This window comes from Bacillus sp. AK124, assembly GCF_053903085.1.
Genome location: NZ_CP096378.1, coordinates 77,130 through 97,094, shown reverse-complemented (window position 1 = coordinate 97,094; position 19,965 = coordinate 77,130). Strand labels below are relative to the sequence as shown.

Here is a 19,965-nt window from a genome sequence, read left to right as displayed (position 1 = left end):
AAACTGAATGAAAGAGGAGAAGGTATATGAAGACACGGGCAGGCGGCCTGATTGCCGCGGTTCTGATCGCCGTTGCCGGCGTTTTTATTGCCGGTGTTTTTATCCTGCAGAAAGCGACAGGGGGCCTTGTGCCGCTGGCCGATCATTTCATACAAGGCCAGGGAAAGCCTGAGGCTTATTATCTCAAAGCCGAAGATCATGCAGAAAAGCTGAATAACGGAAAGTACAACTACACATTAACCGGATATGACGCGAGCGGACACAAACAGCAGATTGAAGCAGAGGCGGACGAAAAACTGCGTCCCGGCGCTTTCATCAAAGTATGGGCGTACGGAACGAAAGCCGGAAGCTTGACTGAAGTACACGAAGAGGAAATCCCCGAGGGCGCTATAGCCGCCATGAAAACCAATTAAAACCCCATCGCCTGATGGGGTTTTCTGCTTAATATTTAAATCGATTGATGACGGTTTGAAGTTCTTCAGCCAATTGAGACAGCGATTCTGCTGCATAAGAGATTTCTTCCATCGAAGCCAGCTGCTCCTGAGTTGAGGAAGCAACCGCTTTTGTGCCAGCCGACGTTTCCTGTGATCCGGAAGCTAATGTTTGAATGGTGTTTTGAACCATTTCGACACCTGATGTCAGCTGCTGAGTAGAAGCTGCGACTTCTTGGATTTGAGAAGCAACCTGTTCCACCAAGTTCAAAATTTCGTTGAAATTGCCGGTTGTCTCCTGGGACAGAGCGATTCCGGAGCTGACATTTTCTTGAACGACTTTAATATTATTCACCGTTTCTACCGATTCATTTTGGATCGTTGTGACTAACGATTGAATATGGTTCGCCGATTTATTCGTTTCGTCCGCCAATTTCCGGACCTCTTCCGCCACGACGGCAAACCCTTTTCCTTGTTCTCCCGCTCTTGCTGCTTCAATTGCCGCGTTTAGCGCCAGCAAATTCGTCTGCTCCGAAATATCGGTGATAAGCGAAGAAATGTTGCTGATTTCCGCCGTGCTGGACACGAGCGCCTCGAGGCCGCTGCCGGCTGAGTCGACGGATTTATCAATGAAGTTCATTTGCTCGAGCATTTTATGAACGGATTCGGAGCCGATTTCGGCTTTGTCTCTCATCGAAGACGACAGATCCGCTATGCTGCCTGTATTGGAGGCAACGGATGATAAACGGTCCAGCAATTCATGAATCGATTCCGAGCTCTGTTCTGTCATTTCGCTTTGCGTCATATTGCTGTCAGCAATCGCCTGCATCTCTTCCGAAATCAGTTCGGAGGTCGATTTCGATTCCTCCGCGCTTGCCGACAACTGTTCAGAGGATGCGGCGACTTGCTCAGACGAACTGCTGATCTGCTTCACAATTTGCGTCAGCGACTGAACAAAAGCATTGAAAGAATTTGCAAGCTGGCCGAACTCGTCTTTATTTTTGACGATCACTTTCTTGGTTAAGTCCGCCTCACCGTGAGCGATGTCCCCAAGCTGCTGATTCAGGCTTCTCAACGGTACCAGAATAGACTTCAAGAGCAGCAGACTCAAGACAATTCCAACTATGGCTGATACTGCTGTGACAGTGATGATGACCCATTCGCTCATCGTCCCGTTGGCGCTGATCTCTGCTTTCAGATCTTCCACCTCTTGTTCCAGGCTTTCGACCAGCTGGTTGACAGACGGATCGAGGACTTCTTTTCTTAATGTTCTTTCCTCTCCGAAATGAATCGATTCAGCTTTTTTAGAGCTTGAAGCGTAAGACTGTATAACTTGTTGATTTAAACCCCAATAAGCCTTAAAATTTTCTTTAATTTCTTCGACGTTCGCTTTGTATGTGTCTTCCCGGATCAGTTTTCCTGCGCGGTCAAGACTCTTTAAAACATCGTCGGCCTTGTCCTTCATTCCTTCACTGTATTCATTATCTCCGGTCATAATAAGGCCTCTTTCGTCATTCGACAAACCGGTCAGACGATATTGAATATGCTTAATCTCTTTTTGAAATTCCATCTTGTCCTTAAGTTCTTCATTCTTTTTCACCGTAGAAGAAATCATAAAAACAGAGGAACCTCCGATTCCAATAATGGAAACGACTAAAATTGATATAATTCCCAGCAGTTTTGTTTTTACTTTCATGATGGTGATCCTTTCTCCTTTATGTCATCAATGATAAAATGCAATTTTCAAATTAAAGATCTTCTTCATTTCATAGTATCGACATTTTTCGTCAAAATTTGAGATCTTGTATGATTGTAAACAAAGAAAAAGCTCTGCCTGGAAGGCAGAGCTTTTAATTGATTAATGAATTGGTTTACTTGGCGGACCCGCCGATTTGGTATGTTCATAGAAGTGATGAAAATAATCATTTGTCTCTGCTTTGATAACTTTCCAAAGCAGCAGGATGGCGATCAGGTTTGGAATCATCATCAGTGCATTCGCCATATCGGCAAATGCCCAGACGGTGACGAGGTTGGCGACCGTCCCGATGCCGCAGGCGAGGATGTAGACCAGCCTGTAGCCCGCAATTCCTTTGGAACCGGCCAAATACTCGAAGCATTTTTCTCCGTAAACATACCAGCCGACAATTGTAGAGAACCCAAAGAAAATCACCGACAGCGACACAATATATTCGCCAGCCGCGCCGAGTACTGAGGCAAATGCCGCGCTCGTCAATGCCCCGCCTTCAAGGCTGGCATTATGGGCCACGCCGGATATCAAGCCGCCAGACGGATCCCAGAAACCGGTAATAATAAGGGTTAAACCGGTCATCGTACACACCACGATCGTAACGATAAATGTCCCGGTCATTGCGACGAGCGCCTGTTTTACCGGATGATCTGCACGCGCATTTCCGGCGATTAGCGCAGCCGTCCCAAGGCCTGCTTCGTTTGAAAAAATGCCGCGGGACACCCCGTTCCGAACGGCTTCAGATACGGCAATTCCAAGGAAACCGCCGGCTGCTGCCACAGGGTGGAAAGCATAATAGAAAATCAGCTCAAAAGCCGGAATAATCTTGTCATAATTCAAAATCAGAATCAAGATCGCCCCGCCCATATAAAGAAAAGCCATGATCGGCACAAAGAAGCTGGCAACCGTGCTGATCCGCTGGATGCCGCCGAAGATGATGATGCTGACAAGAATGACGAGAATCAGCCCTGTCACCCAGTTTTCGATACCGAAGCTGTTCTTTGTAATATCGGCAATCGTATTGGATTGGACGCTGTTGCCTATCCCCAAAGCGGCAAAAGCTCCAAACAGCGCAAAAGCGATGGCGAGTCCTTTAAATCTGCGTCCGAGTCCGCGTTCGATATAATACATCGGCCCGCTTGAATATTCCCCTTTTTCATTTTTTACGCGGAATTTAACAGCAAGCAAGGCTTCCGCGTATTTCGTTGCCATGCCCAACAGCCCGACAACCCACATCCAGAAGATCGAACCCGGTCCGCCGAGTGTCAATGCCGTCGCGACACCTGCGATATTTCCGTTTCCGATCGTGGCGGCAAGCGCTGTCATTAAAGCTTTAAAATGGCTCACATCCCCTTCGGCAGCTGCGTCTTTGCTGTCTTCCTTGCCAAATCCGATCTTAAACGCATAGATCAGGCGGCGAAATTGCAGTCCTTTTAAAACAAACGTTAAAAATAAGCCTGTCCCAAATAATAAAATTAAACTGGGCGGCCCCCATAATACCTTATTAATCTTGCCTAGTATTTCTAAGATATCCATATGACTCACTCCCAACAAAGATAACGCTTTCATAGCTGCAAGAGATATTCTATCACAACGAAATATGGTTATGTTTGTGAAACGACACAAAATGTAATCGCTTACATTTGTTTTTTTAACAAAACTATTTTTTAAAGAAAAAAATTTTAATAGATAACTCCTCATATCAATCCTTTCACTTCATTCAACGTTCACCAATTTGTTAAATTTCACAAAAAAGCGCTTACATTTTTAATTTTACACACGATGCTCTTGCCGGTTCAGAGATTTATACTAGCGGTAGAATCATATTTCATTTGAGGGGGACGACATCATGATCATTGGAATTCCGAAAGAAATTAAAAACAATGAGAACCGTGTAGCCATTACGCCGGCCGGAGTAGTCGCGCTTAAAAAAAGCGGTCATCAAGTTTTAATCGAACAGGGAGCCGGACTTGGAAGCGGCTTTGAGGATGCTGACTACAAAGCAGCCGGGGCAGACATTTTGGTTGAAGCGAAGGATGTATGGGCAAAAGCGGATATGGTCATGAAGGTGAAAGAGCCGATCAGCTCTGAATACGGCTATTTCCGAAAAGGACTTGTTTTATTTACGTATCTGCACTTAGCAGCTGAGCCTGAGCTTGCGAAAGCGCTTGTGGACAGCGGCGTCACAGCCATCGCCTACGAAACGGTCGAAGTGAACCGGACGCTTCCGCTCCTGACTCCAATGAGTGAAGTCGCCGGACGCATGGCTTCACAGATCGGCGCGCAATTTCTTGAGAAATCAAAAGGCGGCAAAGGCATCCTGTTATCAGGCGTACCCGGCGTAAAACGCGGCAAGGTTACGATCATCGGCGGCGGAGTAGTCGGTACGAACGCTGCCAAAATCGCAGTCGGACTTGGCGCTGACGTCACTTTGATCGATTTGAGCGCTGAGCGCCTCCGCCAGCTCGATGACCAGTTCGGCAAAGACATTCAAACGCTTATGTCCAACCCGCTCAACATTGCGGAAGCCGTAAAAGACTCTGACCTTGTCATCGGCGCCGTCTTAATCCCTGGTGCAAAAGCGCCGAAACTTGTCACAGAAGAGATGATTCAGTCGATGTCCCCAGGCTCAGTTGTTGTAGACGTGGCGATTGACCAGGGCGGCATTATTGAAACGGTTGATAAGATCACTACGCATGACGATCCGACTTATACGAAGCACGGCGTTGTCCATTATGCAGTCGCCAATATGCCGGGAGCCGTTCCCCGTACTTCAACGATCGGCTTAACAAACGTCACTATGCCTTACGCTTTGCAAATCGCAAATAAAGGCGTTGAACAAGCAGTCGCCGAAAATCAGGCGCTCGCTCTCGGCGTCAACGTTGCAAACGGAAGCATTACCTACAAGGCCGTCGCGCGCGACCTTGGATATGAATACGTATCTGTAGAAGATGCATTTCAAACGGTAACCGCTGGTTAAGCGGACCCTATCTTTCTGTCAATTGAATGAAAACATTTTAATTACGCTTTCTGACTGTCCTTTCACGAAAAAAAGCCGGATATCATCCGGCCTTTTTTCATTCTGCTTTAAACCGCTTTCCGGCAAACGGCGTTCGCCTTCATCCGAGAAATCGGCTGCAAGTCAATTTTTGAATGGTGTTCCCGTATCAACATACTTAAATACATTCAGAGACGGCAATGGACGTCCTTTAAAATCAAACAATGCCTGATTGTCTACGGCGCTGCCGCCAAACCACTTTCCTGCGTCTTCCGGGTCGTATTCAGCGGCATAGCTTGTGGCCCAGCCTGATCCGTATGTCTCCCAAAGCGCTTTATTTTTCTCAAGCTGGCGTGCCGGTCCTACTGGAATCCATGCCGGTTCCCAATAGAAAACGCCGATTCCGGCTTCTCCTACATCGCTGACCGCTTGAATCACATCACGGACCGCGTTCGCCTGTCCTTGAACGGTGACCGGGTAATTGAGCGTTTGACCGTTTTTAGGGGCTGTATTTTCGTGTCCGTCTCCGTCTTCAGCCGTATACGTATAAGATGTCTCGGCTACCATGACCTTTTTGCCGTACGTATCCGCGACGGATGTCAGGACGGATGTTAGATTCTTCAGTGTGCCATGCCAAAATGGATAATACGAGCTTGCAAATACATCATAGTCGACATGGTGCCGGTGAAGCGTCTCGGCAATCCAAGCGTACCTGCCGGACGTCTCCGGATTGGTAAAATGCAAGGCGACTAAAATATTCGAATCCGTCTCCCGGACCGCTTGGCTCCCCGCATTGAATAATTGGCTCATCTTCGCCCAGTCCGTTTCACCGGCAAGACCCCCGTTTGTTTCGTTTCCGACCTGCACCATGCCGACGTTGATGCCCGCTGCTTTCATCGCTTCAAGGCTTTGTTTTGTATATTGGTAAAGCGCCGTTTTTTTATCTTCAAAGTTTAGGTTTGCCCATGCTTTTGGCGCTTTCTGTTTCGCCGGGTCCGCCCAGAAATCGGAATAGTGGAAATCCGCCAGCAGCTTCATTCCGTTGGCAGTGGCCCGTTTTCCGATCTGAATCGCTTTTTTCAGATCATTATTGCCCCCTCCATAGCCATTGCCGTTGGCATCATAGGGATCATTCCAGATGCGCACCCGGACATAATTGACGCCTGCTTCTTTCAGCGTTTTGAATATATCCTGTTTCTTTCCGGATTCATTGTAAAAGGCGACGCCGCTCTCTTCCAAAGCGATGATACTCGAAACATCAACCCCTTTTATAAAATCCTTGTGAAGCCCTGAAACCTTTTCGACAAAAAGGCCGCTTTCTGCCGCCTTGGAACCTCTGGCGGCTTCCGCCGGACCGCCGGTTCCAAGTGCGCCCAAAACAACAATCAGCACCACAAAAACAGCCACCACGTTTTTCATGAATCTCGCTTCTCCCCTTTCATGATTGACACACGCCAAAACGAAAACGCTTTCATTTTTTTAAGAGAAACACCCACATTAAAGCGGATGTCCCCCGGGCTTATTTTTTTGTTTTTACCGCTATTCTGGCTTCATATTTTTCCAATGTGATTTCGCCGGTCAGCGTTTCTCCGGTCAGCATATCTTTAACGGCCGACTCCAACACGACGGGCTGGCGTTTTTCTGTGAAATTCATGATGAAAATATAATCATTTTCTTCATCCTGTCTGACTTGAACGGAGACGCCAGGCTGATGTTTCACATCAAAAGCCGGTTGAATCGATAGCTCTTTGATCAATGTTTCATAAAAATCCCGATGAAATTGACTGCTTAAGCGCGCACCGATATAGTACGTCTTCCCCTGTTTGTATGAATGGCATGTAACAGCCGGCGTGTCCACATAAAAATCGTCCTCATAGAATCCCACGGGATCTGCCGTATCCAGCTTCAGCACGGTCGCATAATCTTTCAGCTCATAGGACCGGTTTTGATAACGGACCCTATTTTTGTCGCCCGGATAGAGCGTATCGGTTTCAACAGGTTCCATGCCAAACATCTCTTGCAGATCTTGCGGCCATCCGCCTAAATAGGTCAGGTCAGATTCGTTGACGATTCCGCTAATATACGTCATCACCAATGTGCCCCCGTTTGCAGCAAAGGCTTTTAAACGCGCGATTGTTTCTTCACTTGCTAAGTAAAGCATCGGAACGATCAGCAGCCGGTACGGCGAAAAATCCTGTTCCTTCGTAATCACGTCGACTGGAATATCACGCTCCCAAAACGCGCGGTAGTGCTCGTGCAAGGTTTGGGGATACCGCTTGGTTTTCATCCCGAATCCTTGTGCATCTTCGAGCGCCCAATGGGTTTCCCAATCATAGAGGATCGCGACATTCGCGGGCCGGGTCGTTCCGACGACTTCAGACAGTTCATCAAGGGTTTGCCCCACTTTTGCCACTTCTTTAAATACGCGGTTCTCGGAACAATTGTCATGGCCGACAACCGCACCGTGAAATTTTTCCGATGAGCCGCGGGATTTCCGCCATTGAAAATAGAGAATGCTGTCAGATCCGTGGGCGATCATCTGCATAGAAGACAAGAGATGCATCCCCGGCCGTTTCGCTTTATTAAAATTGTGCCAATTGACAGCGCTTGGCGTCGATTCCATTAAAAGAAACGGCTGCTGTTTCAGGCTGCGGTACAAATCATTGATAAAGCCGACTTTCATGGCCAAATCAGCTGTGCTTTCCCAATCATTGTGCCAGGCGGGATACGCGTCCCAGCTGATCACGTCCAGATGCTTGGCAAACTTGCTGTAGTCCAGCCCTTGAAATGGAATGAGATCATGCGTGTCAGCCATAAAGTTGGTCGTAATCGGAATATTCGGCGTGATTTCCTTCAACGGAACGATTTCATTTTGAAAGAAAGAGATCGTCTGATCAGTGACGAAGCGGCGCCAGTCCAAACTCAAGCCGTGCACCGCATTTTCACCGATCGGAGACGGCGATTCAATCTGTGACCAATCGTTGAAGGTATGGCTCCAAAAAGGCGTCCACCATGCATCATTCAAAGATTTAAGATCATTGTTGTACTTCTTTTTCAGCCAGTCTCTAAAAGCGTGCTGGCATTGATGACAATGGCATTCTCCTCCGTATTCGTTGGAGACATGCCACATCAAAAGGGCAGGATGGCTGCCGTACCTTTCAGCCAGCAAGCGGTTGATCTTTCTCGTTTTTTCACGGTATACGTATGAAGTGAAGCAATGATTGTGCCTTCCGCCATGCAGCTGTTTGACACGTTCCGCATTGACGCGCAGCACTTCCGGATATTTTTGCGACAGCCAAGCAGGACGGGCGCCGCTCGGTGTCGCCATTATAATCCGTCCGCCGTTCCGGTGAATGTTCTCAAACATATCATCCAGCCATTCAAACGTATAGACGCCTTCCTCCGGCTCAAGAGCGCTCCATGAAAAAATCCCCACTGAAAATGTATTCGTATGGGCAAGCTTCATCAGCTTGATATCATCTGCAAGAATATCCGGACGGTCAAGCCATTGATCCGGATTGTAGTCTCCCCCGTGAAGCATGTATTTTGCTTGTGTCGTATAAATTTTTGGCATAATACTCTCCTTTTTTAGACCATATTCTTCTCCGACTATCCTTTCGTTCCGCCTGCGGTCAACCCTGATACAAAGTTCTTTTGCAGCATGATAAAGATGACGGCTACCGGAATGCTGATCAAAATGGCGCCGGCGGCAAACGTCGTATAGCTGGCTCCCATGACTTCATTGACTAAATTGTATAAACCGATCGGCAATGTATACGACTCTGGCGTCCGCAATATGGTCGAAGACAAAACGAAATCCCCGAGCGGTCCGGTGAATCCGTTCATGGCGACGACCGCGATCATCGGTTTGGATAGCGGCATAATAATCTGCAGAAAAATCCTTGTATTGCTAGCGCCGTCAATCTTAGCGCTCTCATCCAAATCGATGGGAATGGAATCCATATACCCCTTCATCAAATACGTGTTCATCGGTATAAGCCCGCCGATGTACAGCAAAATCAGCAGCCAATGGCTGTTCATCATTCCGAGCATCTGCGCTAAAACGAAGAGCGCAACCAAAGCCGAAAATTGAGGAATCATTTGCAGCAGCATGAATAAAACTAAAGCGTTTTTTCTACCTTTAAAACGAAACCGTGAAAAAGCATAAGCTGTAAAAGAAACACTGATGATTGATCCGATCATCGTAAAGATGCTGATTTTAAGCGAGTTTATATACCATTGCCCGTATTGAAGGCTCTCTTTTCCTGCAAATAATTCTCTATAGTGATCCAATGTCGGATTTGCCGGAATGATAGAAGTACTGACCAAACTGTTGCCGGGATTAAAGCTGGCTCCCACCGTCCAAAGCAGAGGATATATGATAACGGCTGTCATAAAAACCAACAGAGAATAGGTCAGAAGGAGCCGAAAGAATCTTCTTTTCTTCATATGTTAAGCCCCCTCTTTGAAAGAATTTGTCCGTCTGAACTGCCACAGCGCGATCGAGATGACAAAGACCGACAGCAGGATCGTCAATGCGGCGGCTAAAGAGTACTGGCTCGACTGCATCGTCAATTTGTAAATCCAGGACACCAGAATGTCGGTTCCTCCCGCTGTTGACCCGGGAACAGCCGGACCGCCTCCATTGAATAGATAGATAATGTTGAAGTTATTAAAGTTAAAAGTGAATTGCGTGATGATAATCGGCGCCATTGCGATTAAAATCAGCGGCATTGTGATATGCCTGAATTTCGAAAACGCGGACGCGCCGTCAATTGTCGCCGCTTCATACAGGTCGTCCGGAATCGACTGCAGAACACCGGTCGTCACAATAAACACATAAGGAAAACCGAGCCACCCCTGCATGAGGATAAGCGCCAGCTTCGTCCAATTGGCATTCGTCATCCAAGGAATCGGATCGATGCCGAATGCGGCGAGGATTTGATGATTGAATGCACCGAAGCTGTCATTAAAGAGGCCGGCAAACACAAGAATGGTAACAAAGCCGGGCACGGCCCAAGGCAAAACCAGAATCGTCCGGAAAAATCTCTTGAAGCGGACTTCCTTCTGATTGACGACAACCGCCAACAAAATTCCCAACCCGACTTGGAGCGTGGAAGCGACAAGCGTCCAGACAATGGTCCAAGCTAAAACATCCAAAAAGGTCGACCGCCAAATATCAACGGTGAAAATTTCGGAAAACGTTTTAAGCCCTACCCAATCGACAAGGTGGGCAGGCGGAGAATGGTAGAGGTTATAATTTGTAAAAGCTAATGCAAAGCTGAACAAAATCGGAAAAACAACGGCGAAAATCAAAATGAACAGTGATGGTCCGCTGATGAGATACGGATATCCCTGAGCCATTAAATTATGATATTGTTCCTTGAGTGAACTGAGCTCCTTTTGTTCATCGCGCCGCTTTCCGTTTTGGTAGGCATCCCGCAAATTGGCGTAATAGACAGCCAGCCCAAAACCGGTGACAATCACGGCGATGATGCCTTCTGCCAATAGAAAAATCGAGTTATCGCGCGGCACTTCGGTTCCAAGCGTAAACAGGCCCCACAGCCCCATATTCAGCAAATCGCCAAAAACCGCAAAGAACGAGACGCCTAAAAGAAGGAATAACAGACCCTTTATCCATTGTTTATTGTAGAATTGGCCCAAACCGGGAATGATTGATAATAGTAAAGCTTTTTTGCGATGCTGCACCTTCTCTTTCACCTCTTTATATGGACGTCCTGATCATAAATGGCGCCAAACTTAAGACAAGTTTGACACCAATGCTGCGGCTTATTTGCTGCCGCTGTGCTTCGCTTTGATCTGTCCTTGTATCGTTTCCGCGGCTTGATCAAGCGCTTTTTTCGGTTCCGCTTTTCCGGTTGCGATCGTTTGCAGAGCCGCATCCGCCGGCGTCCATACTTCATTCATCTCAGGAATATTCGGCGTCAACTCTGAGTACTGAGATTGCTCGGCAACAGCTTGAGCCGCTTCGCTTTTTGTGACGGCAGGATCATCCGCCAGTTCTTTGACAGCGGGAACTTCTTTTGTGATCTCATATCTCTTCTTTGAGTTTTCTTTATTGGCGAGAAAGACGGCTAATTCTTCCGCTAGATCGGCATTCTTCGAATAAGCGCTTACATTGTAGCTCTTCACGCCGACAAAAGAACTCATATGTTTGCCGTTGGACAGCTTAGGCAGCTTGGCAACCCCGTAGTCGATGCCCGCTTTTTTGAACGGTTCCAGATTCCACGGACCAGAAATAATCGCTGCTGCTTTTCCTTCCGTAAACAGCGATTCCAGCACATTGATGCCTTGCTCCCCAATAATTCCGGCAGGGAACAGCCCTTCTTGATAAAACTTCTGAATGTACTCGGCTCCTTCAACTGCACCTTTGTTATTCAAGCCGAGATCAGCCGGATCATAAGTGCCGTCTGCATGGCTCTTAAAAATGTAGCCGCCGTATCCTCCCATGACGCTCTGTGCATAATAAATCTGGTCAAACAGCGCCAGGAAGCCGAATTTTTTGCCGTCAGCCGTTTTTTTCGAATACTCATACCATTCATCCAGCGTTTTCGGCAGTTCTTTTTCAGAAATCAAATCTTTATTATAGTAGAGCATCGTCGTTTCGACCGCTTTCGGCAGGCCGTAGACCTTACCGTTTGTCACCTGGGATCTCATTGCTGGTTCCGTATAGATCGATTGGATCTCTTTGTCCACCTTTAATTCCTTGATCAAACCTTCCGTTACCGCTGTTCCGATTTGATCTCCAGGCATCGTTAACACATCAGGCCCCGTTCCTGCCGGTCCATCCATCCGCAAATCTTCGATCTGCTTTGCGTAAGGCTTTTCCACGACTTTGACAGATACGCCGTGCTCTTTTTCAAACTGGGCAACGGCATCTTTAATGCCTTCGCTTTTTTCTTTATCTTCCCAGACCACGAGTTCCTTTTGCTTCGAGCCTGATGCTTCATTGCTGCTCTCTTTAGGTCCGCAGGCAGTTAAAGACAAACTGAGAGCAATCACACTGCTGATTCCAACATATTTTTTCATATTCATCATTTGTATCATTCCTTTTATTGGATTGAAAGCGTTTCACAAAAACAATATAGCATGTCTAAGAAAAAGTGTAAACAATTATTTTACCGACTATAGTAAAATGTTTTACGAAAAAGGCGCGGCTTATGAACAGCCCGCGCCTTTTTTTAATTGGTGCTTTTCCTGACCACCAGTTCTGCACCGATATATAGCGTTTTTACAGCTTTTCTCTTTTCAAGTATTTGTTCAAGAAGCAATTCAATGGCGTTTTTGCAAAGTTCTTTAATATCGATATGGAATGTCGTCAGCGGCGGAGATACGTATTTCGCCACACTGATGTTGTTGATGCTGATGACGCTCACCCTGCCCGGGATGGCGACCCCTTTTTCATTTAAAGCCTGAAGGCAGCCTACGGCGATCGGATCCGCCGCTGTAAAGAAGGCCGTCGGCAGCTTTTCGCCCAATGTTTCAACCGCTTTATCCATCAGATGGTAGCCGTTTTCCACAGAAAATCCCCTGCGGCAAAAAATAAAGCCTTCCTCCAAGAGCCCTTTTTCCCTCATATAATCGCGAAACGTTCGTTCCCTTACGTCCATTTCGTCTTCATCGGTATTGGGATTGTGGTACGTGCCTCCGATAAAGCCGATCTTTTCATGCCCTTTTTCAATAAGAAAGTCCACCGTTTTCCTCGTCATCTGCTTTAAGTCCGGCCTGACTGAATCAAAATGATTCGGATCCGGCGTCGAATCGATAAATACTCCGTGAGGCGTCATCTGCCTTAACCGGGTTAATTCATCATCTGAAAATGATCCGACCGCAATGAATCCTTCAATGTTTTCGGGGATGGCGTCAATACCCCCCGAAATTTTATACGTCGTCAGTTCAACGTTGAATTGCTTTGCGAGCTTCTCGATTTCCAGCCTCATCGTTTTAAAATACACGTCTTCGAGTTCCTCTTTATCCGTCAGCCAGTACAGAAACGCGATGTTTTTTACCAGTGTTCTGATCGTTTTTTTGCGGTAGTTCAGGCTTTCCGCCACTTCAAATATTTTCTCCCGCGTCTCATCGGGTACGGATAGGCTTTCGTCGTTATTTAATACGCGGGAAACCGTCGAGATGGAATACCCCGCCTTTTCTGCAACATCTTTTATCGTCGCCACGATTGCAAAACCTCCATGAACATCTTTCATATTTTTTAGTAAAATATTTTACTAATTTAACGTTGATTTTTGTAAAAGTCAAGTGCTGATTGCCCTATCCCTGTCAATAAGGATTTTACATGAAAACGTTTCATTTGAAAAAACACTTTTTATTGCACCAATTGAAAACCCGTAGTAAACTGGGGTTAAACTTAATTAAATTAATTTATTAAGTCTGCACGTCAAATGAATGGGAGGATATATGAATACTGCAGCCGCTTTATCAAACGACTTTCGCTCTATTTTTAAGACAGAACAGACACCGCGAACCTTTTTTGCTCCGGGAAGAATCAACTTAATCGGCGAACACACGGATTATAATGGAGGGCATGTTTTCCCCGCTTCGATTTCATTTGGCACCTATGCCCTTGGCGTGAAACGAGATGATCAAATGATCCGTTTCTATTCAAAGAACTTCCATGACAAAGGCATAATTGAATGCAGCTTGAGCGATTTAGCATTTGACCGGTCTGACGGCTGGGCCAACTATCCGAAAGGAATGTTCCTTTTGATGAAAGCGGCAGGCCATCAAATCGTTCACGGCGCCGATATTTTGTATTACGGAAATATTCCGCACGGGGCGGGCCTCTCTTCTTCCGCATCGATTGAACTTGCGACAGGCGTTCTTTTAAAAGGGCTTTATGGTTTGCAGACAGACACGATCTCCATGGTTAAGCTCGGACAAAAAGTCGAAAACGAATACATCGGCGTAGGCAGCGGCATTATGGACCAATTTGCGATCGGCATGGGGAAAAAGGATCACGCGATTTTGTTAGACTGCCAAACACTTCATTACACATACGCTCCCTTCGTATTGAAGGAACACGATGTGATCATCATCAATACAAACAAACAGCGGACGCTGGCCGGATCTAAATATAATGAAAGGCGTGCCCAATGCGAAGAGGCGCTCCGCGATCTGCAGCAGGAGTTACCGATTGCAAGCCTGGGCGAAATGACGGCGGAAGCATTTGAAGCTCATCAGCACCTCATCCGAGATGAAATTAATCGAAAACGTGCCAGACATGCGGTGTACGAAAATGCCCGGACGCTGAAAGCGCTGAAAAAACTTCGCGGGGACGACCTCGCCGGGTTCGGCAAGCTGATGAATGAATCTCATATGTCTTTAAGGGATGATTATGAAGTGACAGGGCTGGAGCTTGATACCATTGTCCAGACGGCTTGGGAACAAGACGGCGTCCTGGGTGCACGCATGACAGGCGCCGGGTTCGGCGGCTGTGCGATTGCGATTGTAGAAAAAGACCGGACAGACAGCTTTAAAGAACGCGTGAATGCCGTCTACCGCGAAACGGTTGGCTATGATGCCGCATTTTATACTGCGGCGATAGGCGACGGCGCCAAAGAAATATAGAAAGGGGAATTGGATATGAGTGTGTTGGTTTTGGGCGGTGCCGGCTATATCGGTTCACACGCCGTGTATCAATTATTGGACAGGGGCGAAACCGTCGTTGTCGTTGACAACCTTGAGACCGGCCAAAGACAGGCCGTACATCCTGAGGCAGTCTTTTATGAAGGGGATGTGCGCGATCGCGACTTCCTCCGCACTGTTTTCGAAAAGGAACGTATTGAAGAAGTGATCCACTTCGCCGCCAGTTCACTTGTCGGCGAATCAATGAAAGATCCGCTTAAATACTACGACAACAATGTATCCGGGACACAGGTTTTGCTTCAGACGATGCTTGAGCACGATGTGAAAAAAATCGTATTCTCCTCGACGGCGGCTGTCTACGGAGAGCCTGAATCGGTGCCGATCACAGAAGTCATGCCGACGCGGCCGACAAGCACCTACGGGGAAACGAAACTGATCATGGAGAAGCTCATGAAGCGGACTGAAGAAGCCCATGGAGTCAGCTTTGTGTCTCTCAGGTACTTTAATGTCGCAGGAGCAAGGGAAACGGGAGAGATCGGAGAAGACCATCATCCGGAAACACACCTGGTCCCCATCATCCTGCAAACCGCTCTCGGACAAAGACCGCATATTACGATTTTTGGGGATGACTATGATACGCCCGACGGCACGTGCATCCGCGACTATGTTCATGTCGAAGACCTGATTGACGCTCATCTGTCGGCTTTGGACTATTTAAGAGAAGGCGGCAAAAGCGATATATTCAACCTCGGCAGCAGCGAAGGATTTTCGGTGAAAGAAATGATTGATGCGGCGAGAAAGGTCACCGGCAAAGACATTCCCGCCGAGATCGGCAAGCGCAGAGCCGGTGACCCGAGCATCCTGATTGCCGGCTCTGACAAAGCAAAGCAGGTCCTAGGCTGGAGGCCTTCGCGCACTTCTGTAGCAAAGATCATTGAAGACGCCTGGAAGTGGCATTCATCACATCCAAACGGGTACAGGAAGGAAGTGTCAACATGATTGAACAAGACATAGCCGGACTCATTCAAAAAGCGCTTGAAACAGGGTTAATCGAACCGGATGACGTGAACTACGCACGCAACCAAGTGATGAACCTGCTGGGTCTGGACTCGTTTCCCGAAGAAGCCCCTGCGGCTTCCGGCGACTCCATCCCCGACCTTTTGGAAAGACTCGCCGCTTATGCAATTGAACACGGCGTCATAACCGACGACGCAGACGCGAAAGACATGCTGGCGGCAAATGTGATGAATTGCTTTGTTGCAAGACCTTCTGTCATCAATGCCGTGTTTCAGCAAAAATACGAGCAATCGCCGCTGGAGGCGACCGCCTATTTTTATCAGCTCAGCAAAAACAGCAACTATATCCAGACAAAACGAATTGAAAGAAATATTTCGTATCAGGCGGATACACCTTACGGCACAATGGATATTACGATCAATTTGTCAAAGCCGGAAAAAGACCCTGAGCAAATCAAACGGGAGCGCGCCGCTGCAAAACGAGCACGCAGCTATCCGACGTGCCTGCTGTGCAAAGAAAACGAAGGGTATGCAGGACGAATCGGGTATCCCGCCCGGGCGAACCACAGGATTATTAAAGTCCCGCTCGCCGGAGAAAACTGGTATTTTCAATATTCTCCATATGCTTACTATAACGAGCACAGCATTTTATTTTCTGAGCAGCATCGGCCGATGAAAATTGATAAGCTTGCCTTTCACAGGCTGCTTGTTTTTACAGAGCTGTTTCCGCATTATTTTATCGGATCGAATGCCGATTTGCCGATCGTCGGCGGGTCTATTTTAAGCCATGACCATTATCAAGCCGGACGATATGAGTTTGCGATGACGCGCGCAGAAGACGCGTTCTCCTTTCAAATCAAACAGCATCCGGACATCGAAGCCTCTGTTTTAAAATGGCCGATGTCTGTCATCCGCTTGAAAGGAACGGCGATCAACAGCCTTGTCGATGCGGCGGATCATATTTTTCAGACTTGGAAAAACTACTCGGATCAACAAGCGGATATTACGGCTTTTACTGATGAAACGCCTCATAACACGATTACGCCTATTGCAAGAAACATGAGCGGTGTTTTTGAAATCGACCTTGTGCTCAGAAACAACCGGACATCTGCCGAGCATCCATACGGCATATTCCACCCGCATGCTGACGTTCACCATATTAAGAAAGAAAATATCGGCTTAATCGAAGTGATGGGCCTGGCCGTTCTTCCTCCCCGCTTAAAGACCGAACTGGCAGGTGTCCAAGAATTCCTGCTCGGTCAGTCAGATGCCGTTGAAGCGCATCACCGGGAATGGGCCGAACAGCTCAAAACCGAATACGGAGAGCTGTCCGGGCCGAAGCATGCTGAATCAATTGTACGAAAAGAACTTGGCCGGAAATTTGTTAAAGCCCTTGAGGATGCCGGGGTATTCAAAAACCGCGAAGCTTTCATGCGCTTCATCCACACGGTCAATCGTCAGGGGTAAGGCTTCACCGGTGTTAAAACAGGCGAAAAAAAGGCTTATTTTAACACCGGATCAAACAGCTCCGCCAACAGCAATGAAACGGCTCCGTAAAGCGTCGCTTCATCGCCGAGCTTCGTTATCGTCACCTCTGTCTGCCTCGCTTCGGCTGTTAAGGCTTTCTGCTGTATCGTTTCTCGTATCGCCGGCAATATGAACCTCCCGCCTTTCATCACTCCGCCGCCCAGCACGATTTTGCCCGGATTGACAAGATGAATGAAGTTGGTCAGCCCGATTCCGATCATCACACCGGTTTCCCGAAAGAGTTCGATACACGTTTGGCAGCCGTTCTCGGCCATTTCAAACAAATCTTTGGCTGTCAGGCTGTCCGGACTTTCTTTTAACCGTTTGTTTCCCCGCTCGGCAATCGCTTTGCCGCTCACAATCGTCTGCAGGCAGCCCCGGTTGCCGCACTCGCACTTTTCTCCATTAATATCAATGATCATATGGCCCAGTTCCCCTGCGATTCCTTCCGCTCCATGGTACAGTTTTCCGTTGATGACAATCCCCGCACCGACACCGTGGCCGACGTTTACGGCCGCCATACTGCCTGCATCATCGCGGCCGCCGAACCACGATTCGCCAAGCGCCATCGCCCTGGCATCGTTTTCAACTCTGACCGTTAAGTTGAATTCTTGTTCCAGCACATCTTTAATGGGAATATTGGTTAGGTTTAAAATCGGGGCGATGCGTGACATTCCCGTTTCAGCATCGACGACCCCGTGCATTGCGATGCCGATCCCGATGATCTTTTCCTGATTGACATCGGCCCGTCCCAAAATCGCATAAACATTTTCTTTTAAAACATCAATGAACGTCTCGTTTGTCAGCGGTTTTTTCAGCAGGCTGGATGTCCGCTGCAGTATCCCTCCGGCTAAATCGGTTAAGATGCACTCCACCGTCTCAGGCCCGGCATCAATGCCAATGACATAATAGGCACCTGTGTTGATGTGCAGCATTGTCGGCTTCCTTCCGCCGCTCGAATGGCCGAGCGTGCTTTCTTTCACGAGCCCTTGTTCGATCAGCTCTTTGACAATGCTTGAGACCGTGGGAGGGGTAATCTTTGTTTCCTTGGCGATCTCGGCTCTCGAAATCGGCTCTGAAGTTCTGATTTTATTAAGAATGATCGATTTGTTCACCGATTTCATTAATTGAAATGTACCACGCTGCATGTGAAATCCTCCATTTACACCATATCGTAGGTTTTATTGTACCACGGTTAATTAATTAAATTAACAAACGAAAACAAGAAGGCTTGCGTTCGAAAATATAATCAGTTATACTGACTATATTGTTTGGTGATTATTTTAGGTGGTGATGATTTTTGAAACAGTTAAGTCAATTTTACGGATTTTTGCTAGGAAAGGTTCTTCAGCAAATGGAGGATCAATTTGCTGATGTTCTCGCTCCGTATAGCTTGAATGCCAGGCAATTCGGAGTACTTGTATTTATTGAAGAAAACCCTTTTTCTTCTCAAAAACTGATTTCTGAACAACTGCAGATCGACCGTACGACAATGGTGAGCCATGTTGACCATTTAGAAGCTTCAGGCTTTGTGGAAAGGACAAAAAACGCAAGTGATCGCAGGGCATACAGCCTAATCCTTACTGAAAAAGGCAGCGATGTACTGTCATCATGCAAACAGGTTTTAGTACAGACAGAATATGAGGTTTTATCCCCTCTGACTGACAATGAAAAAAAATTATTTAAAGATTTGCTTTTAAAAGTATGGAAAAAGTATAAAAACTAGGAGGCATACCCTATGAATTCACTCGATTTTTTTAATGCACGTTTAGAAGCCACCATTAGCCCAATGGATTATTTTAAATCTTCAAAGAATCACCCTGAAAAATATTTTTTAATAGATGTAAGAAACGGGCCAAGCGAAGTCAGGAGTTTGACGATAAAAGGTGCTCAAGCGATACCTGAACACGATCTCCCTCATCGATTAGAGGATATTCCAAAAGATAAAGAAATCATTGTGTACTGCTGGGATGTCTGGTGCAATACGGCAGCTAAAGCAGCTAAATTTTTATTAGAAAAAGGCTATCAAGTGAAAGAGCTGACCGGAGGGATCGCGGCATGGAGAGAAATGAATTTTCCTGTGTCAGCATGCACCGAAGGGGATACTGACAAGGATGCTTGCGGATGCTGAATGGAATGAAAAGAAGGTATTGGATCGGCGTAGCTTCGCGCGATCACGTCTTGAAGGGTGTATCCGGAGGCTTTGCTCAACTTTGCCACGGAAAAGAGGCGCCTTTAAAAAGAATGAATCCCGATGATTGGATCATTTATTACTCGCCAAAACAAAATCTCAAAGATGATGCGCCCTATCAAAAGTTTACAGCTGTAGGGGAAGTGAGTGATAACAGAGTTTACAAGGTTCATGCGGGAGAAGGATTCTCACCTTACAGAAGGAAGATCAACTTTTTAAAATGCCGGGAAACGCCGATCCACCCATTCATTCCCAACCTCTCTTTCATCAAAAACAAACGGCACTGGGGTTATTCCTTTCGATTTGGGCACATAGAAATTAGCGAACATGACTTCAAACTCATCGTTAAACAAATGGTCAAAATATAAAGGGCAGCTGCTCCCTTTATATTTTTTTGCTTTAGTGGAGTATTTCGAGCGCATTGGCAAAAC

General features: G+C 47.0%; 17 protein-coding genes. 8 read left to right on the top strand and 9 right to left on the bottom strand.

Annotation, left to right across the window (positions count from 1 at the left end):
* The first annotated feature begins 26 nt into the window (after window positions 1-26).
* Window positions 27-413: a YxeA family protein gene (locus tag M1E06_RS00500; RefSeq protein ID WP_020453568.1), complete on the top strand. Its 387-nt coding sequence runs from the start codon at window positions 27-29 to the stop codon at window positions 411-413.
* A gap of 28 nt (window positions 414-441) precedes the next feature.
* On the opposite strand, the gene M1E06_RS00495 is transcribed toward M1E06_RS00500, so the two are convergent.
* Window positions 442-2,127, bottom strand: coding sequence for a methyl-accepting chemotaxis protein (locus M1E06_RS00495; RefSeq protein ID WP_020453569.1), 1,686 nt, complete (start codon window positions 2,125-2,127; stop codon window positions 442-444).
* A gap of 162 nt (window positions 2,128-2,289) precedes the next feature.
* Window positions 2,290-3,714, bottom strand: a complete 1,425-nt coding sequence (locus M1E06_RS00490; RefSeq protein ID WP_020453570.1) for an alanine/glycine:cation symporter family protein — start codon at window positions 3,712-3,714, stop codon at window positions 2,290-2,292.
* A gap of 313 nt (window positions 3,715-4,027) precedes the next feature.
* Here M1E06_RS00490 and ald point away from each other — a divergent pair, with 313 nt between their 5' ends.
* Window positions 4,028-5,158 (top strand): alanine dehydrogenase, encoded by a 1,131-nt coding sequence (gene ald / locus M1E06_RS00485; RefSeq protein ID WP_020453571.1) that lies wholly within the window; start codon window positions 4,028-4,030, stop codon window positions 5,156-5,158.
* A gap of 162 nt (window positions 5,159-5,320) precedes the next feature.
* Here the strand turns inward: ald and M1E06_RS00480 are convergent, their stop codons facing one another.
* The 6 genes from M1E06_RS00480 to M1E06_RS00455 all read right to left on the bottom strand — a co-directional run bounded on the left by M1E06_RS00480 (window position 5,321) and on the right by M1E06_RS00455 (window position 13,371).
* Window positions 5,321-6,595, bottom strand: a complete 1,275-nt coding sequence (locus M1E06_RS00480) for an arabinogalactan endo-1,4-beta-galactosidase (RefSeq protein WP_025810526.1) — start codon at window positions 6,593-6,595, stop codon at window positions 5,321-5,323.
* 100 nt (window positions 6,596-6,695) lie between these two features.
* Window positions 6,696-8,750: a beta-galactosidase gene (locus tag M1E06_RS00475; protein WP_025810525.1), complete on the bottom strand. Its 2,055-nt coding sequence runs from the start codon at window positions 8,748-8,750 to the stop codon at window positions 6,696-6,698.
* Between the two features lie 35 nt (window positions 8,751-8,785).
* On the bottom strand, window positions 8,786-9,625 hold the full coding sequence (locus M1E06_RS00470) for a sugar ABC transporter permease (protein ID WP_020453574.1): 840 nt from the start codon (window positions 9,623-9,625) through the stop codon (window positions 8,786-8,788).
* 3 nt (window positions 9,626-9,628) lie between these two features.
* Window positions 9,629-10,885 (bottom strand): carbohydrate ABC transporter permease, encoded by a 1,257-nt coding sequence (locus tag M1E06_RS00465; protein ID WP_020453575.1) that lies wholly within the window; start codon window positions 10,883-10,885, stop codon window positions 9,629-9,631.
* A gap of 81 nt (window positions 10,886-10,966) precedes the next feature.
* Window positions 10,967-12,235 carry a sugar ABC transporter substrate-binding protein gene (locus tag M1E06_RS00460; RefSeq protein WP_035400404.1) on the bottom strand — a complete coding sequence of 423 codons (1,269 nt, stop codon included), beginning with the start codon at window positions 12,233-12,235 and terminating at the stop codon, window positions 10,967-10,969.
* A 143-nt stretch (window positions 12,236-12,378) separates the two neighbouring features.
* Entirely contained in the window at window positions 12,379-13,371 is a 993-nt protein-coding gene (locus tag M1E06_RS00455) for a LacI family DNA-binding transcriptional regulator (RefSeq protein WP_020453577.1), read from the bottom strand.
* Window positions 13,372-13,612: 241 nt separating this feature from the next.
* On the opposite strand from M1E06_RS00455, the gene M1E06_RS00450 reads away from it, so the two are divergent.
* The 3 genes from M1E06_RS00450 to galT are packed head-to-tail and all read left to right on the top strand — an operon-like array spanning window position 13,613 to window position 17,283.
* Window positions 13,613-14,782: a galactokinase gene (locus M1E06_RS00450; RefSeq protein WP_123032417.1), complete on the top strand. Its 1,170-nt coding sequence runs from the start codon at window positions 13,613-13,615 to the stop codon at window positions 14,780-14,782.
* Window positions 14,783-14,797: 15 nt separating this feature from the next.
* Complete coding sequence (gene galE, locus M1E06_RS00445) at window positions 14,798-15,799, top strand: UDP-glucose 4-epimerase GalE (RefSeq protein ID WP_123032416.1); 1,002 nt, start codon at window positions 14,798-14,800, stop codon at window positions 15,797-15,799.
* Window positions 15,796-17,283, top strand: a complete 1,488-nt coding sequence (galT, locus tag M1E06_RS00440) for a UDP-glucose--hexose-1-phosphate uridylyltransferase (protein ID WP_065643477.1) — start codon at window positions 15,796-15,798, stop codon at window positions 17,281-17,283. The genes galE and galT overlap by 4 nt, the downstream gene beginning before the upstream one ends.
* A gap of 35 nt (window positions 17,284-17,318) precedes the next feature.
* Here the strand turns inward: galT and M1E06_RS00435 are convergent, their stop codons facing one another.
* Window positions 17,319-18,491: an ROK family transcriptional regulator gene (locus tag M1E06_RS00435; protein WP_023856846.1), complete on the bottom strand. Its 1,173-nt coding sequence runs from the start codon at window positions 18,489-18,491 to the stop codon at window positions 17,319-17,321.
* A gap of 206 nt (window positions 18,492-18,697) precedes the next feature.
* Between M1E06_RS00435 and M1E06_RS00430 the strand changes: the two genes are divergently transcribed.
* Genes M1E06_RS00430 through M1E06_RS00420 form a run of 3 tightly spaced genes read left to right on the top strand, consistent with a single transcriptional unit; the run spans window position 18,698 to window position 19,902 of the window.
* Window positions 18,698-19,069 (top strand): MarR family winged helix-turn-helix transcriptional regulator, encoded by a 372-nt coding sequence (locus tag M1E06_RS00430; protein ID WP_228119609.1) that lies wholly within the window; start codon window positions 18,698-18,700, stop codon window positions 19,067-19,069.
* Between the two features lie 12 nt (window positions 19,070-19,081).
* Complete coding sequence (locus M1E06_RS00425; protein WP_020453583.1) at window positions 19,082-19,474, top strand: rhodanese-like domain-containing protein; 393 nt, start codon at window positions 19,082-19,084, stop codon at window positions 19,472-19,474.
* Entirely contained in the window at window positions 19,468-19,902 is a 435-nt protein-coding gene (locus M1E06_RS00420) for an EVE domain-containing protein (RefSeq protein ID WP_020453584.1), read from the top strand. The genes M1E06_RS00425 and M1E06_RS00420 overlap by 7 nt, the downstream gene beginning before the upstream one ends.
* Window positions 19,903-19,965: the final 63 nt, after the last annotated feature.